This is a genomic window from Leucothrix pacifica, from assembly GCF_003172875.1.
GTDB classification, from domain to species: domain Bacteria; phylum Pseudomonadota; class Gammaproteobacteria; order Thiotrichales; family Thiotrichaceae; genus Leucothrix; species Leucothrix pacifica.
This window is the reverse complement of the sequence record NZ_QGKM01000005.1, coordinates 105,799-121,744: the sequence shown is the minus strand read 5'-3', so window position 1 is coordinate 121,744 and position 15,946 is coordinate 105,799. Positions and strand designations below refer to the sequence as shown.

Annotated in this window: 15 protein-coding genes; 13 read left to right on the top strand and 2 right to left on the bottom strand. The window is 45.6% G+C overall.

What is annotated here, in order from left to right:
- Positions 1 to 20 precede the first annotated feature (20 nt).
- The gene (locus tag DKW60_RS03070; protein WP_109836191.1) at positions 21 to 2,186 is read right to left on the bottom strand and encodes a RelA/SpoT family protein; all 2,166 of its coding nucleotides are present in this window, start codon (positions 2,184 to 2,186) and stop codon (positions 21 to 23) included.
- Between the two features lie 193 nt (positions 2,187 to 2,379).
- On the opposite strand from DKW60_RS03070, the gene DKW60_RS03065 reads away from it, so the two are divergent.
- Positions 2,380 to 3,198, top strand: a complete 819-nt coding sequence (locus DKW60_RS03065) for an esterase/lipase family protein (RefSeq protein WP_109836190.1) — start codon at positions 2,380 to 2,382, stop codon at positions 3,196 to 3,198.
- Positions 3,199 to 3,231: 33 nt separating this feature from the next.
- On the opposite strand, the gene uvrD is transcribed toward DKW60_RS03065, so the two are convergent.
- Positions 3,232 to 5,412: a DNA helicase II gene (gene uvrD / locus DKW60_RS03060; protein ID WP_109836189.1), complete on the bottom strand. Its 2,181-nt coding sequence runs from the start codon at positions 5,410 to 5,412 to the stop codon at positions 3,232 to 3,234.
- Between the two features lie 296 nt (positions 5,413 to 5,708).
- On the opposite strand from uvrD, the gene DKW60_RS23570 reads away from it, so the two are divergent.
- The 12 genes from DKW60_RS23570 (at position 5,709) to DKW60_RS03000 (ending at position 15,923) form a co-directional block, all read left to right on the top strand.
- Positions 5,709 to 5,993 (top strand): VanZ family protein, encoded by a 285-nt coding sequence (locus tag DKW60_RS23570; protein ID WP_181389560.1) that lies wholly within the window; start codon positions 5,709 to 5,711, stop codon positions 5,991 to 5,993.
- Between the two features lie 231 nt (positions 5,994 to 6,224).
- Complete coding sequence (locus DKW60_RS03050) at positions 6,225 to 6,596, top strand: ATP synthase subunit I (protein ID WP_181389559.1); 372 nt, start codon at positions 6,225 to 6,227, stop codon at positions 6,594 to 6,596.
- Positions 6,597 to 6,628: 32 nt separating this feature from the next.
- On the top strand, positions 6,629 to 7,492 hold the full coding sequence (gene atpB / locus DKW60_RS03045; protein ID WP_109836186.1) for a F0F1 ATP synthase subunit A: 864 nt from the start codon (positions 6,629 to 6,631) through the stop codon (positions 7,490 to 7,492).
- Positions 7,493 to 7,547: 55 nt separating this feature from the next.
- Complete coding sequence (atpE, locus tag DKW60_RS03040; RefSeq protein ID WP_022950327.1) at positions 7,548 to 7,832, top strand: F0F1 ATP synthase subunit C; 285 nt, start codon at positions 7,548 to 7,550, stop codon at positions 7,830 to 7,832.
- Positions 7,833 to 7,884: 52 nt separating this feature from the next.
- Positions 7,885 to 8,355: a F0F1 ATP synthase subunit B gene (locus DKW60_RS03035; protein ID WP_109836185.1), complete on the top strand. Its 471-nt coding sequence runs from the start codon at positions 7,885 to 7,887 to the stop codon at positions 8,353 to 8,355.
- A gap of 11 nt (positions 8,356 to 8,366) precedes the next feature.
- Positions 8,367 to 8,900: a F0F1 ATP synthase subunit delta gene (locus tag DKW60_RS03030; protein WP_109836184.1), complete on the top strand. Its 534-nt coding sequence runs from the start codon at positions 8,367 to 8,369 to the stop codon at positions 8,898 to 8,900.
- Positions 8,901 to 8,916: 16 nt separating this feature from the next.
- Positions 8,917 to 10,458 (top strand): F0F1 ATP synthase subunit alpha, encoded by a 1,542-nt coding sequence (atpA, locus tag DKW60_RS03025; RefSeq protein ID WP_109836183.1) that lies wholly within the window; start codon positions 8,917 to 8,919, stop codon positions 10,456 to 10,458.
- 16 nt (positions 10,459 to 10,474) lie between these two features.
- On the top strand, positions 10,475 to 11,338 hold the full coding sequence (gene atpG, locus DKW60_RS03020; RefSeq protein WP_109836182.1) for a F0F1 ATP synthase subunit gamma: 864 nt from the start codon (positions 10,475 to 10,477) through the stop codon (positions 11,336 to 11,338).
- A 54-nt stretch (positions 11,339 to 11,392) separates the two neighbouring features.
- Positions 11,393 to 12,772 (top strand): F0F1 ATP synthase subunit beta, encoded by a 1,380-nt coding sequence (atpD, locus tag DKW60_RS03015; RefSeq protein WP_109836181.1) that lies wholly within the window; start codon positions 11,393 to 11,395, stop codon positions 12,770 to 12,772.
- Positions 12,773 to 12,787: 15 nt separating this feature from the next.
- A complete protein-coding gene (locus DKW60_RS03010) occupies positions 12,788 to 13,213 on the top strand; it encodes a F0F1 ATP synthase subunit epsilon (protein ID WP_109836180.1) in 426 nt (141 codons plus the stop codon).
- Positions 13,214 to 13,468: 255 nt separating this feature from the next.
- Positions 13,469 to 14,494, top strand: coding sequence for a peptidoglycan-binding domain-containing protein (locus DKW60_RS03005; protein ID WP_109836179.1), 1,026 nt, complete (start codon positions 13,469 to 13,471; stop codon positions 14,492 to 14,494).
- Between the two features lie 181 nt (positions 14,495 to 14,675).
- Positions 14,676 to 15,923, top strand: coding sequence for a hypothetical protein (locus tag DKW60_RS03000; RefSeq protein WP_109836178.1), 1,248 nt, complete (start codon positions 14,676 to 14,678; stop codon positions 15,921 to 15,923).
- The last annotated feature ends 23 nt before the right edge of the window (positions 15,924 to 15,946 follow it).

The following is a 15,946-nucleotide window of genomic DNA, read 5'->3' as shown; positions in this document are numbered from 1 at the left end:
TTAGCCAGTTAGCCAGTTAGTTATTGGCTGTGGCGTCGTGCATCGAATACGTTATGAAGCTGTGAGACCTTATCCAGTAGCTCAGATAGCTGGGTGACGTTTCTGATTTGTACACTGAGTGTTAGAAAAGAGGTGAGTTCGGTAGAGCCGCGACGAGTCGCAATATTGATAACATTCACTTGCTCTTTGGCTAGCACAGCCGCAACATCACGCAGTAGTCCGGGCTGATTTAAGCCGTGTATTTGCACATCAACTTTATAGCTGGTGTCTTCTTCTCCCCAGTCTGCTTCGACAAGTCTCATGATTTGATCCGGAGTCAGGTTGTCTTCGCTGACATTTGGGCAGTCCGTCCGGTGAATGGTAATGCCGCGTCCCATGGTAATGTATCCGATGATTTCATCACCCGGTACTGGTTTACAGCAGTTGGCAGTATCAACTAACAGGTTACTGACTCCACGAACTTGTATCCCCCGGCCTTTGCCTTGATCTTTAACTTTGATGCGGCGGAATTTCACTTCCTCATCATGTGTAGAAGAATCATCCAGAACATCAGTCAATTGTGTGCTGCTGATGTCACCACGTCCCAGTGCGATCAGTAACTCATTTTCGCTCTGTTGATTAAATCGTTTACACAGCTCCTGTAGATCAATTTTCTTAATCCCCAGTCGTTGTTGTTCCTGTTCGAGTAGCGCAAGGCCATCTTCACGGTTTTTGCCATGATCCTGTTGACGGAACCAGTGTTTGATTTTGTTGCGAGAGCGCGAAGAGCCAGTGTAGCCCAGTGATGATTTCAGCCATTTCCGGTTAGGTCGTTCGTTCTTACCGGTAAGAATTTCGACTTGTTCACCATTACCGAGTACATAGTTTAATGGAACGATTTTGCCATTCACCTTTGCGCCTTGGCAGCGGTGTCCGACTTTTGTATGAATAGCGTAAGCAAAGTCGATAGGGGTAGAGCCTTTGGAAAGGTCTAGTATTTCACCCTTTGGAGTCAGGACAAACACTCTGTCAGGGAAAATTTCAGAACGGAAGTCTTCAAGAAGCTCTTCATTCTTCTCTTCATTATCCAGAAGCTTGCGAAGTGAAGAGACGGCGCCTTCCATTGCCGCGTCATTATCGCCACCTTCTTTATACCGCCAATGTGCTGCGACACCGAGTTCCGCAAACGTGTGCATTTCCATGGTGCGAATTTGTATTTCAACATATTTACCGCCGGGGCCGATAATCACGGTATGTAGTGACTGATAGCCATTCGGTTTGCGGTTATTGATGTAGTCGTCAAGCTCTTCCGGCACATGCTTCCAATGCATGTGAACGAGGCCTAAGATGTCATAACATTGGCGTATATTATCGACAATTACACGAACGGCGCGCAGGTCGTATAGCTGCTCGATGGTGAGCTGTTTGCGCTGCATCTTTCGCCAGATGCTATATATATGCTTAGGGCGACCATAGACTTTAGCGTCTATCCCCTCACTACTCAGTACATCATGAAATTCGTGAGTGAATTCTTTTAAATACTCTTCCCGTTCGATGCGTCTGTCATCCAGTGACTTGGCGATTTTCTTATACGTCGTCGGTTCAAGATAATGGAAAGAGCGATCTTCCATTTCCCACTTTAGTTGGCTGATACCCAAACGGTTCGCGAGTGGTGCAAAGATGTCGATGGTTTCACGTGCGAGAACGGTGCGCTCGTGCGAAGGAGTATCTTTGAGTGTTCTTAGGTGTTCCAGGCGCCATGCCAAAATGATGAGTACAGCGCGAACATCATCTACCATTGCAAGCAGCATCCGCCTTAGGCGTTCGGCTTGCTCTGGTTCAGTCATTGCTTCGCCAGATGCAGGTGGTTTAAAGTTTTGTAACCAACGGACGTTCTTAACCAGATTAGCGATAGTGTCAGAGTAGTCCTCGGTAATCTTTTCGAGGCTGAACTGTGCTTCGAGTCTTACATCACACAGTAAGGTCGCGATAATGGTTGTTTGGTCCACCTGAAGCCCATGCAGAATATCGGCGACATGCATGCTGCAAGGATTGTCACCTCTGCTATGAAATTGTTCGGCAGTCTGGATGGCATCGATTAGACATGCCAGCGTGTGTCTGTCTTCGGAGGAGTCTGAAATACACAAAAGGCTGACCCAGTCTTCCGGGCTTCGTTGGCTTGTGTCACTCAGTTGACTATGTTGCATGGGTGATTTTTCACTGTGATACTATCCGCCGATTATAGCATGCAGGGTGGGCACTTTTCATATCTAAGATAGTCTCATTTTAAGTAGGCAGTAGTGATGTTTTTTGAATGCATCTCGATATCCGATAATTGTCATTATTTCAATTAATTACGATGGTCGGTTAAGTTACAACTAAAAATAAAAGAGTAATCGTATGGCGCTAAGGTTGGGGTATTTTCTTCTGGTTGTTTTGATATTGAACACTACTCAGGTGGTTCATGCCAAAACAATTGTATTTATTCATGGCTATATGGCCGAAGGTAGTATTTGGTCTCGCTCTGGTGTGCTGGATCATTTGGCGCGTAATAATTGGCCATTTGCCGGGCGATATGGGTATGACGCTCAGGGGCGGGTTGTTTATGATGTTCGTGAACAAGGACGAGATGCAACGGTCACCGTTGAATTACCATGGGAGCAGTCAATAGAGTTTCAGGCGTCATTACTTGATAAGTATTTATCGGAAATCTATAAGCATCGGCCACAGCCTATTGTGTTGGTTGGCCATTCCGCTGGAGGTGTGGTCGCGCGCTTTAGTCTGGTGAAAAATCCAGTCAGCAGTGTGCATGCGCTGATTACCATTGCGACCCCGCATTTGGGGACGCCAATGGCGGATCTCGGAGCGTTAGCGAGTGATTCACCATTGGGGATATTTTTGCAAGAGCTGGGAGATCCGACTCTAGTGCGGTCGCGAGGTTTATTTCGTGACTTACAGCCAGCGAGGAGGGGGAGTATGTTGTACTGGCTAAACAGGCAAAAGCACCCAGCCATCCCTTATTTTTCGATCATACGCAGTAATGAGGTGGTTGATATTACACGTTATGACCAGGCGGACTTGGTTGTGCCGCCTGCCTATCAGGATATGAATAATGTACAGGCACTGCGCGGAAAGTCAGTTTCCATCGCTAGTGACGGTGGTCATGCGCTTAGCGTTTATGATGCTATCAGAATACAGAAAATTCTAAAGCAGCTGTAAGTTTAATGACCACATTGTCTAACACGTCTCTGCTTACAGTGGGCTAAGGTTGGCGTAGGTAAGCACGAGCCATTTGCTGCCTGCATCCTCAAAGTTCACCTGAACACGCGCGTGACTGCCAGAGCCTTCGGTATCGGTAATAATGCCGTTGCCAAATTTCTTGTGACTGACTGACTGTCCAATGCTTAGTCCGCCAGTGTCTTGCTTAATGTGTGATGTGGTCGGTGTGTTGTAGCCGGAGGCTGACCAGCTGGGGCGACTTGGTTTTGGTCGAACAGGCTCGACTAAACGGTCTGGTATTTCGTGGATGAAGCGTGACGGAACGCCATAGTGTGTGGTGCCATAAAGTCTGCGTTGCTCGGCGTAGGATATCACCAGTTGCTTCTCGGCGCGAGTTATGCCGACGTAGCAAAGGCGACGCTCCTCTTCCATGCGATTCAACTCTTCACTAGATTGCTGACTTGGGAATAGTCCTTCCTCCAGGCCAACCAAAAACACTAGCGGAAACTCTAGCCCTTTCGCTGAATGCAGGGTCATTAATTGTGCGCAATCATTGCCGGCTTTAGTTTGGCTATCGCCTGCTTCCAGTGAGGCGTGGGATAAAAATGCAGATAAGAAGTCCATATTCGCATGTTCATCTTCTGGCTTGTATATAAAGCCTTGGGCAGCAGAGACAAGTTCATTCAGGTTTTCAACTCTGGCCTCACCTTTGTCGCCTTTCTCTTTATGTAAGTAATGCTGCTTTAATTGTGACGCCCGAATCGTTTTATCAACTTGCTCTTCAAGTGGCAGCCCTGAGATATCGATAGAGATGTCAGCAATCAATTGAGTAAAGCCGGTAATGGCATTGCTGGCTCGTGCAGTGAAGTGATTCATTTCCAAGAGTGCAGTAGCAGCCTGCCATAATGAAGTACCGCTATCTCTGGCGTGGTCGCGAATCACGCTGACGGTTTTATCGCCGATGCCACGGGGTGGTTGGTTAATCACGCGATCAAATGAGGGGTCATCATGGCGGTTGGCGCTGAGGCGCAAGTAGGCCAGAGCATCTTTGATTTCAGCACGCTCGAAGAACCGTTGGCCACCATAAACCCGGTAAGGAATGCCAGCTTCGATCAATTGGCTTTCAAATACACGTGACTGTGCATTGGAGCGATAAAGAATTGCACATTCCTGATGATTGTTGCCTTGCTCAACCCATTGTCTAATGCGTGATGTGACATAACGTGCTTCATCATTCTCGTCGTGAGCAGCGTATAGATGTATCAACTCACCTTGTCCGGAATCAGTCCACAGGTTTTTGCCGAGCCTTCCTTGGTTGTTGTCGATGAGCGCATTTGCTGCTTCAAGGATGTTACCGCTGGAGCGATAGTTTTGTTCCAGTCTAATTATGTTGGTGCTGTGAAAGTCTTTACTGAAGTTCTGAATGTTTTCAATTTTTGCGCCACGCCAACCGTAAATCGACTGATCGTCATCACCTACGGCAAAGGGCGGGGTGGTGTCGCCAGCAATTAGTCTCAACCAGCCGTACTGTAATGTGTTGGTGTCCTGAAACTCATCCACAAGCAGGTGACGAAAACGCTGCCGATACTGTGCCAGCAGCTCAGGATTGTCGCGGAGTAGCTCAAGTGACCTCAGTAATAATTCTGCGAAATCAACAACGCCGGCTTGTTTACAGGCTGCCTCATAGGCTTCATAGATGGCTCTGAGTTGAGAAGTTTGTGGGTCACCTTTGTCTTCAATATGCTCCGGGCGCTCACCATTATCCTTGCGTGCATTGATAAACCATTGGCTTTGACGTGCCGGCCAGTTGGCTTCTTCAAGTCCCAGATTGCGACTGACTCGTTTCACAAGACGAAGTTGGTCATCACTGTCTATAATTTGGAACAGCTGAGGTAATCCTGCTTCTTGCCAGTGACGACGTAATAATCGGTGTGAAAGGCTATGAAAAGTGCCTACCCACATTCCGCCCATTGGGGTGCCGAGTAATTGCTCGATGCGAGCGCGCATTTCTGCCGCAGCTTTGTTGGTAAAAGTCACCGCCAAAATGCTGAACGGCGAGAATTGCTCGACTTGAATTAGCCAGGCGATTCTGTGAACCAGTACTCTTGTTTTACCACTGCCAGCACCGGCCAAAACGAGTGTTGGTGTGGTTGCGGCAGAGACAGCTTCGCGCTGAGGTTTGTTGAGGTCGTCAAGTAAGTGAGATACATCCATCACGCGATTGTAACTTGCAATAGTTGAGGGTGCTATGGTTCATCGCTAAATAATGGTGAATCGATTGGCTTCACTTAAGCTTGGTTGTGCTAGACTCGCTGGCGTCACAATTACTATGTAAGAATAATAATATGTTGAGTACTCGTAGCGCTAGTGGGGTTTTTATGGATGGTCGATATCAAGTGGTTCATCGCTTGATTGTATGGGTACGTTATCTAAGGCGGATAAAGCCTGTTAAGTATAGTTTCTTTGCTGTTCTTCTTCTCTTGATGCTGGCGGGAGTTAAGGTGGCAACCATGCCATTACAGTTTCCAGAGAGTTTGCAGCTAAATGATAAGGTTATTCATGTCGTTGTATTTTTTGGTTTTGCAGTATTAGTGGATTTAGTTTCCTCGCGTGAACCATTTTGGTTTTGGAAAGCCATGCCTTTAATTATTTATGGTGTAGGTGTTGAGGTGCTGCAATACTTCAGTCCGGACAGAAGTTTCTCGGTGCTGGATGCCTTGGCAGATGTCGCAGGCGTGCTGTTGTATTGGTTGTGTAAGCGGTGTTTGCAGTATTTTGATGAGAAATCTTCGTGAAATAGCTAACTAACAATAAGTATTAATGAAATTAATAGCCCTTTTGTTTTGCGCGTCACATAGGCTAGTTGGGTTTATTTATTTGTTAATAATTTGTTAAATTTGTTCTCTGTGTGAACGCATGACTAATGTAAGAAAATTGTGTTGTTGACCACCCAAGACCGAGTCTTTATACTGCCCCCACTATTTTATAGCCTATTTAATTAAGTGTTGATTCAGGGTGGAGTGCAATTGTTACGGTTACTACTAATTCAGGCAGGCCTTGTGTTGTTTGCAGCAATTGGTTCCTTTTACTATTTCGGTGGTGAAGCAGTGCCCGCGACTCTGTTTGGCGGTGCAATCGCAATCGCAAATACCTTCCTCCTATCCCGTCGACTCGATGCAGCAAGTGACCTTGCCGTTGATAACCAGAATGCAGGCGTGCTTACTCTATATTTAGGGGTTATTCAGCGCTTTGTGTTCACTCTTATTATGTTTGCAATCGGTATTAAAGTATTAGGCTTGGTTCCACCGTTCGCCATTATTATTGGATTCGCGGTGGCACAACTTGGATTTATGATTAGTGGCGTCCGGCAGCAGGCTGCTGATGGTGCGGCTAAGTGAAGTATTTTTTAACTTTAAAAGGTGGGTAAGTTGTGAGCGAAGGTAATGCGCCAGCAATTTCGAGCCCTGTTGAGTATATCCAGCACCATTTGCAGAATGGAAGTATCGGGGGTAAGCCTGAGTCTCTAGTAGACTTCAGCGTTTTCTTCTGGGACATCTTTGCAGTGACTGTGATTCTTGCAGGTCTTCTAGCATTTGTTTCCTGGAAAGTGGGTCAGAATCTTGATCCGGATAAACCAACAGGTATACAGAATGTTCTTGAGTCAATTGTCGAATTTGTAAATCAGCAAGTTCAGGATATTTTCCCGGATGCTGATGAGTGGATTGGTCCGCTGGCTATCACCATATTCATCATGGTCATCCTGATGAATACCATGGATATCATCCCGGTTGATTTGTTCCCGTCTTTGGTTGCTGGTGTTGCAAGTATCTTCGGAGCTGACCCTCATCACGTTTACTTTAAGCTTGTTCCAACAACAAACCTTGATACGACTTTCGCACTTGCATTGATGGTGTTCATCTTAGTGATGTTCTACAACATCAAAAGCAAAGGTCTGCTTGGTTACTTAAAAGTATTCGTTACTCACCCATTTAGTGCTGAGAAGACATGGGTCAAAATTATCCTTGCACCTGCAAACGTCATGATGACGATTATCGAAGAGCTAGCTAAGCCAATCAGTATGGGCTTACGACTATTCGGAAATATGTTCGCTGGTGAGTTGTTGTTCCTACTGATCGCTCTATTAGGTGTGGGTTGGGCAATGCCAGGTCAGATTGTTCTGGGATCGTTGTGGTCTATTTTCCACATCATGGTAATTATTCTTCAGGCATACATCTTTATGCTGCTGACTGTTATCTTCTTAGGATTAGCTAGTCAGAAGGCCGAAGATCACTAATTTTTAGTTTTATTATTTTTTAAGTTTTTATTTTTATTGTTTTAGGAGTTTCACAATGGATGCAACAGTAGTATCTGAAATCGTATCATCAACTGCATTAGTTGTAGGTATCGTTCTGGCAGCTGCAGCGTTTGGTTCTGCGCTAGGTTGGGGTTTAATCTGTTCTAAGTTTATCGAAGGTATTGCTCGTCAGCCTGAGATGCGTGCTCAGTTGACAGGTCAAATGCTATTCACAGGTGGTTTGATGGAAGCATTCCCAATGATCGTATTGGGTATTTCAATGTGGTTCATCTTTGCTAACCCATTCCTGGATGCAGCAAGAACAGCTATTGGCAGCTAATTCTCCTTCAATGTTAGAGAAGTTTTAAACTTAACATTCGGAGAGAGTAATTATGAATGTCACAGCTACCCTGTTTGGACAGCTAATAGTTTTTACTGTCCTGATTTGGTTTATCAAACAGTACCTGTGGGAGCCTGTCATCAGCACTTTAGAAGCGCGTAAAGCGCGTGTTGCTGAAGGCTTGGCAGCTGCTGAAGAAGGTCACAAGTTCGAAGAGCAAGCGCAAAAGCAAGTTGAAGCGGAGTTGGGCGAAGCAAAAGCTCAGTCAGCTGAATTAATTGCTCAAGCGCAGAAGCGCGCAGCTGAGATTGTTGATAAGGCGAAAGCTGATGCAGCAAGCGAAGCAGATCGTATTAAGACAGCTGCTGAAGCTGAAATTGCGATGGAGCGTAGTCGTGCGACTGAAGAGCTTCGTTCTCAGGTAGCGACATTAGCAGTTAGCGGTGCTGAAAAGATCCTTGGTAAGGAAATTGACGGTGCGGCACATGCTAAAGCGCTGGATGAACTGGCCGCAAAAATCTAGGTGGTGCCAAAATGTCTGAATTGACAACTGCTGCACGCCCTTATGCTAAAGCTGTATTTGAAATCGCTGAGGCGACTGGTTCTTTAGACTCTTGGTCTGATCAACTTGGTCTCATGGCGTCGATTGTTTCTGCGGAAGGTTCAGCGTCATTGCTGGAAAGTCCAAAGGCAAGTGCGACTCAAAAGGTTGATATGTTTGTTGATGTTGCTTCGGGCAACTTAAATGAGCAGAGCGTCAACTTACTGAAGTCACTTGGCGAGAATAATCGTTTTGCATTATTACCGGACATGGCTTCGTTATTTGAAGAGCTAAAGTCTGAGTCTCAAGGTGAAGTAGAAGGTGAGCTTATTGCTGCCGCTGCAGTTAGCCAAGAGCAGGAAAGTGCGATCGTTACAGCGTTAGAAAAGCGTTTGGGCCGTAAAGTAAAACTCGTTACCAAAATCGATGAGTCCTTATTGGGCGGCGCGGTGATTCGCGTAGGAGATTTGGTAATTGATGGTTCGCTACAAGGGCGTTTTCAAACAATGAAATCGAACTTGAGCTGATATAGAGGAATATCTAATGCAACTGAACCCAACTGAAATCAGTGATCTGATCAAGAAGCGTATTGAAAGCTTCGAAGCAGATTCTGAAGCAAGAACAGAGGGTACAATCGTCTCAGTAATGGACGGTATCGTTCGCATCCATGGCCTTGGCGATGTGATGTCGGGTGAGATGATTGAATTCTCAAATGGTACTTATGGTTTGGCGCTTAACTTAGAGCGTGATTCTGTTGGTGCCGTAGTCCTTGGTGACTACAAAGATATTAAAGAAGGCGACACGGCTAAGTGTACTGGTCGTATCCTTGAAGTACCTGTCGGTCCTGAACTAATGGGTCGCGTTGTTGACTCTTTGGGGCAGCCAATTGATGGTAAAGGCGCAATCGAGACTAAAGAGTTTGGTCCTATCGAGCGCGTTGCTCCTGGTGTAATCGATCGTAAGTCGGTTGATGAGCCAATGGAAACTGGTATCAAGGCACTTGATTCGATGGTTCCTGTTGGTCGTGGCCAGCGTGAATTGATCATCGGTGACCGCCAGACTGGTAAGACTGCAATCGCAATCGATGCAATCATCAACCAGAAAGGTAAGGACGTTAAGTGTATTTACGTAGCAGTAGGCCAGAAGGCTTCTTCTGTTGCTGGTATCGTACGTAAACTTGAAGAATACGGCGCAATGGATTACACAATCGTTGTTGCGGCTAATGCTTCAGATCCAGCGTCTATGCAGTACCTTGCGCCATATGCCGGTTGTGCAATGGGTGAGTACTTCCGTGATCGTGGTGAAGATGCACTGATCATCTATGATGATTTGACTAAGCAAGCATGGGCTTACCGTCAGGTATCTCTATTGCTACGTCGTCCGCCGGGTCGTGAAGCTTATCCTGGTGACGTTTTCTACCTTCACTCACGTCTGCTTGAGCGTTCTGCTCGTGTTAACGCTGACTATGTTGAGCGTATGACAAACGGTGAAGTGAAAGGTAAGACAGGTTCTTTGACTGCTTATCCAATCATCGAAACTCAGGAAGGTGACGTATCTGCATTCGTTGCAACAAACGTTATCTCGATCACTGATGGTCAGATCTTCCTGGATACAGATTTATTTAACTCAGGTAACCGTCCTGCGATCGATGCTGGTTTGTCAGTATCTCGTGTAGGAGGTTCTGCTCAGACTAAGATCATCAAGAAACTTGGTGGTGGTGTTCGTCTTGACTTGGCGCAGTATCGTGAATTGGCAGCATTCTCTCAGTTTGCTTCTGATCTTGATGAAGGGACTCGTAAGCAGCTTGAGCGCGGTCAGCGTGTAACAGCTTTGATGAGTCAGCCTCAGTACTCTCCACTGACAACAGGTGAATTAGGTTTGGTGCTATATGCAGCGAACGAAGGTTTTCTGGATGATGTAGAAGTATCTAAGATCGGTGATTTTGAATCTGCATTGCGTGCCTATGCTAACTCAGAAAAGTCAGACTTTATGGATTCTATTAATGAGTCCGGTAGTTACAGTGATGATATCGCTGGTGAGATGCGTAGCTTGATTGAAGATTTCAAATCCAAAAGTACTTGGTAACGGGAGGTAACGTCCCATGGCAGGTCTAAAGGAAATACGCTCACAAATTGGTAGTATTCAAAATACCAAGAAAATCACCAAAGCAATGGAAATGGTTGCTGCGTCCAAAATGCGTCGTGCAAAAGAGCGAATGGAAGAGTCTCGTCCATACGCTGACAAAATGCGACAAGTTGTTGGGCATTTAGCGGGTGGCCACCTCGAGTACAAACATCCTTACACGGTAGACCGTGATGATGTGAAGCGAGTTGGTTATATTATTGTCTCTACAGACCGTGGTTTGTGTGGTGGCTTGAACGGAAACTTGTTCAAAGCCGCATTTCGCGATATTGCGGACTGGAAAGAAAAGGGTGCTGAAGTTGATATTGCTGTTTTTGGCAGCAAAGCATTGTCAGCATTTCGTCGTTACGGCGTCGTAGCAGAGAAAACCCATATGGGCGATAAACCTTCAGTGACTGATTTGATCGGTACTGTGAAGGTAATGCTTGATGCATATGATGAAGGTCGTATCGATCGCTTATTCTTAGTAGAGAATAAATTCGTTAACAGCATGACTCAGACACCACAGGTTACTCAATTAGTACCTGTCGTTGCTTCCGGGCTTGAAGAGGTTGACCAGTCTCACTGGGATTACCTTTATGAGCCAGAGTCGGAAGTTGTAATTGATCGTTTGATGACTCGCTATATTGAGTCTTTGATCTATCAGGGTGTCGTCGAGAATATCGCCTGCGAAATGTCGGCGCGTATGATTGCTATGAAGAGTGCATCTGATAATGCGGGTAGCATCATCAATGACTTGAAACTGGCATATAACAAGGCGCGTCAGGCTGCGATTACTCAGGAAATTTCCGAGATCGTTTCAGGTGCTGCGGCGGTTGAATAAACCGCTGGCGACTGGCTGAGCAAAGTTTAATATATTTTATAGAGGTACTATCAAATGAGTACTGGACATGTAGTGCAGGTTATCGGGCCGATTGTTGACGTGGAATTTCCACGCGACGCGGTACCGAGTGTATACGATGCGCTTAAAGTGGCAGACCACGGCGGTTTGACATTAGAAGTGCAGTCTCAGCTTGGTGACGGTGTGGTTCGCACAATCGCCATGGGTGAGGCAGAAGGTTTGAAGCGTGGTATGGAAGCTGCTAACACAGGTTCCCCGATTCAGGTTCCGGTTGGTGAAGGAACGCTGGGTCGTATCATGAACGTTTTGGGTGAGCCGATTGATCACGCTGGTGACGTTAAGTGTGAAAAGACAATGGGGATTCACCGCGAGCCACCAAAGTATGATGAGTTGTCATCTGGTTTGGATATCTTAGAGACTGGTATCAAGGTTGTTGACTTGATCATGCCTATCGCTAAGGGTGGTAAAGTTGGTTTGTTCGGTGGTGCGGGTGTTGGTAAGACCGTAACACTGATGGAGTTGATCAATAACATCGCTAAGGCACACTCTGGTTTGTCTGTATTTGCTGGTGTTGGTGAGCGTACTCGTGAAGGAAACGACTTCTACTACGAGATGGAAGAGGGGGGCGTACTTGATAAAGTAGCGCTGGTTTACGGTCAGATGAATGAGCCACCAGGAAACAGATTGCGTGTTGCCTTGACTGGTTTGACAATGGCTGAGCACTTCCGTGACGAAGGTCGTGACGTACTAATGTTCGTTGATAACATTTATCGTTACACACTGGCGGGTACTGAGGTATCAGCACTGTTAGGTCGTATGCCTTCAGCGGTAGGTTACCAGCCTACACTGGCTGAAGAAATGGGTGCACTTCAGGAGCGTATTACCTCTACAAAGACTGGTTCGATCACATCGTTCCAGGCGGTATATGTACCTGCGGATGACTTGACGGATCCATCTCCGGCAACAACCTTCGCTCACTTGGATGCGACTCTTGTATTGTCTCGTTCAATCGCCGAGCTTGGTATTTACCCAGCGGTAGATCCATTGGATTCTACATCTCGCCAGCTTGATCCGTTAGTTATTGGTGAAGAGCATTATGGTGTTGCACGTGATGTACAGGGTGTACTTCAGCGTTATAAGGAGTTGCAGGATATCATTGCAATTCTGGGTATGGATGAATTGTCTGAAGAAGATAAGCAAGTGGTTGGTCGCGCACGTCGTGTTCAGCGTTTCTTGTCTCAGCCATTCCACGTAGCGGAAGTATTTACCGGTTCTCCTGGTAAGTATGTTTCTCTTGCTGATACTTTGGCTGGTTTCAAAGGCATCATTTCTGGTGAGTATGACCATATGCCTGAGCAGGCATTCTACATGGTTGGCGGAATTGATGAAGCCATCGAGAAAGCAGCTAAGCTGTAATAGCGGGGTAATATCATGGCTACAACGATACGTTTAGATGTTGTAAGTGCTGAAGAAGCACTATTCTCAGGTGATGTGCTGGAGTTGACAGCGCCCGGAGAAATGGGTGCGATGGGTATTTTGCCTAATCACAGTCAGTTAATTGCAACGCTGAAGCCTGGTGAACTCAACTATAAAACTAGTGAAGGTGTTTCTACACTGTTTGTTGCTGGCGGAATTATCGAAGTCCAGCCAACGATCGTTACGATTTTGGCTGACTCTGCGGTTCGTGCAGAAGACTTAGATGAGAAAGCTGCTGAAGCTGCAGTGGGTCGTGCTCAGGATGCACTGGCAGGTAAAGATCCGGAAGACTTGGATTATGCTGCTATTCAGGCTGAGCTAGACGCTGCTAAAGCACAGATTGAAATGATTCATCGAATCGGTAAAACGTTAAAGCACTAGTTTAACGGCTGTTAAGTAATATAAAAAAGCAACCTTTTACGGTTGCTTTTTTTATGTATACGAACTTAATATCTTCTTCAGGATGTGCGTTGATCATATTTTTAGGCATTTAAACAAAAAAACCGTATGTTTATCGCACCTTTTTTTTGAATATAGCTTGATTTAATACTATACTTCGGGAGCGGATAAACAATAATATATAGATCGTTTGTTCAATCTAAATCTACGCAGTTAACTAGTTAAAGGATGTATTACATGAAAATTAAACATCAACTCTCGGTTGCAACTTTAGTGATGGCTGGTGTCTTCGCTACGGGTTGCTCGCAGCAGTCAGTGATGGGTGAAGGAGCTTCACAAGTAGCAGGCGGTCAGCAAGTTGCTGGTGGTGCTCAGGTAGCAGGCGGTCAGCAGGTTTCTGGTGGCGAGCAAGTTGCAGGCGGCCAGCAGGTTGCAGGTGGTGAGCAAGTTGCAGGCGGCCAGCAGGTTTCTGGTGGTGAGCAAGTTGCAGGTGGTCAGCAAGTTGCAGGTGGTCAGCAAGTTGCAGGTGGTCAACAAACAGCTGGTGGTCAGCAAACAATAGATTCTCAAATTCCTGAGAAAATGGTTCCAAAGACTCCTATGGTTCCAGCAAAGCCGATGGCTCCGGCTAAGCCAATGGTTAAGCCTAAGCAAGTAATGAAGCCTAAGCCAATGGCTCCACGTCCTGCTAGCAACTGTCACGGTCATGCGGCTAACTCAATGACAAAGACTGTACGCCACTGTCACAAGAACCCACGTGGTCAGCACAACTACAAAGCTAAGCAAGCAGCTCGTCCAGCAGCTCCACGTGTTGTAACTAAGACTGTCTATAAGCCAGTTGTAAAGACTGTATACAAGACAGTACCTAAGGTTGTTTACAAAGATCGCGTTGTATATAAGCCAGTATACAAAACAGCTCCGGCTAAGCCAGCTGCTCCAGTACGTAAGCCAGTTAACCGTTGGTGTCACAGCCACCCGGCTAACAGCATGACTAAGAGCGTGAGCCACTGTCATAAGTACAACCAGCGTAACCACAGCCACATGTATGGTGGTAAGCGTCCTGCAGCTAAGCCAGCTTACCGAGCTCCAGCTAAGCCAGCATACGTAGCTCCAGCTGCACCTAAGGCTGCTACTCCTCCACCAGTTGATGTTTTTGCTCTACAGCAGAAGCTGAAAGCTAAAGGTTACTACAAAGGTCCAATCGACGGTGTAGTAGGAAGTGGTACTCGTGCAGCACTTCAGCAGTTCATGCAAAATCGTTAATCAGAAATAATGCACATTAGTGTATTGCTCTGATAAATGAGAGTTTAAAGTGGGATTGGGGGCTAACTTCAATCCCATTTTTTTTATGATTTTTTTGAACACCGAGTAATAAATTTATTATTAACAGTTCTAAGAATACTGAGCCAAAACGCATACTTAGAAAAATCTAAATGAGTAACTTATGGATAAGAAAATAAAGGGTTTCGTCATTAACGGTATTCTCTTGGTTGGGATTTTGTTTGCTTCATCAGCTAGTGCTGCTGTGTGGAAAGCAAAAAATACCTGGGATGAACGCTGGGAAAATAATTACCGTGCCTGGGTAACCCGTAATTGGAACGAAGAGTTTTTCATGGATGAGAAAAAACCTTTGTACTATAAATTTGAGCATGACTGTGCGGATGCAGTTTATGCGATGAGGCTGGTTTTTGCGTATGAGCACAGACTGCCTTTCGTGATTAACGACCCAACCAGAAAAAAGAAATTTATCACCAACAATATGAGTAAATGGGACAAATTGCCTGAACATCAACGGGTAAGAAAGTTCATGGATTATATCTCAGCTGTCGGTAGTACTTCATCGCTTAAGAAAGATACTTACCCTGTTGCTATGAATGATATTAAACCGGGCGATATCTATGTTGCACCGGGAGTACATTCATATACGATTGTGAATGTTACTGATGCAGGTGTTGCTGAAGTTGTCTATTCTACTACACCAAAAGCTGCTCGTTTTATGGATCGTATAGAGTCTTTTCCATTCTATGTGCCTGAAGACATGAAGGGCTATAGCGATGGCTATCGCCGTTTTGTTCAACCACAAAACATTAAGAAATCGTTGAAAAAGCAGCCTGGCTACAGTATCGAACAGTTTACGATTTCTAAGTCAGTAAAGCAGGATTATGTGAAATTCACGGATATTTTATCTAGTGCTTTAGGTAAGAGAAAAGAGCGTCCTGAAGAAAAGTCACTGCGTCTAATGATTGCGCTGTGTCAATATGCTAATGACCGCAGTGTTTATGTGTATGATGCTCTATGGCATTTACAGAAAATAAGAAAAGCTGGTCGACAGTGCATGAATAGATCTGAGTATGATAGTTACTCAACTCCATCACGTGACCGCAGGCTTAAGGCTTTCTTCAACGCGATTGGTCAGCACCATGCAAGAACCAGAGCAACGGCACCTAATAGTCAGCCACAGCAGTGGACAAACACATTGTTTTCTCCATCTGATCCAACACCTGCACAGAAAAAACAGTTAAACGATTTCTGCATGGTGCAAATGAGTTTGGGTGAAAACTATTATATGCCTCTTAGAGAGCTGAGAAAGAACCTATACGCCGGTCATGTGTCCTCGAACCCTAATGCTCCATTGGAGTACAGATGGGGGATTGTGCCAAAGCCATATAAATCTTCATGCAAGACTTATTGATCTATTTGCTTGATCTTAATTGT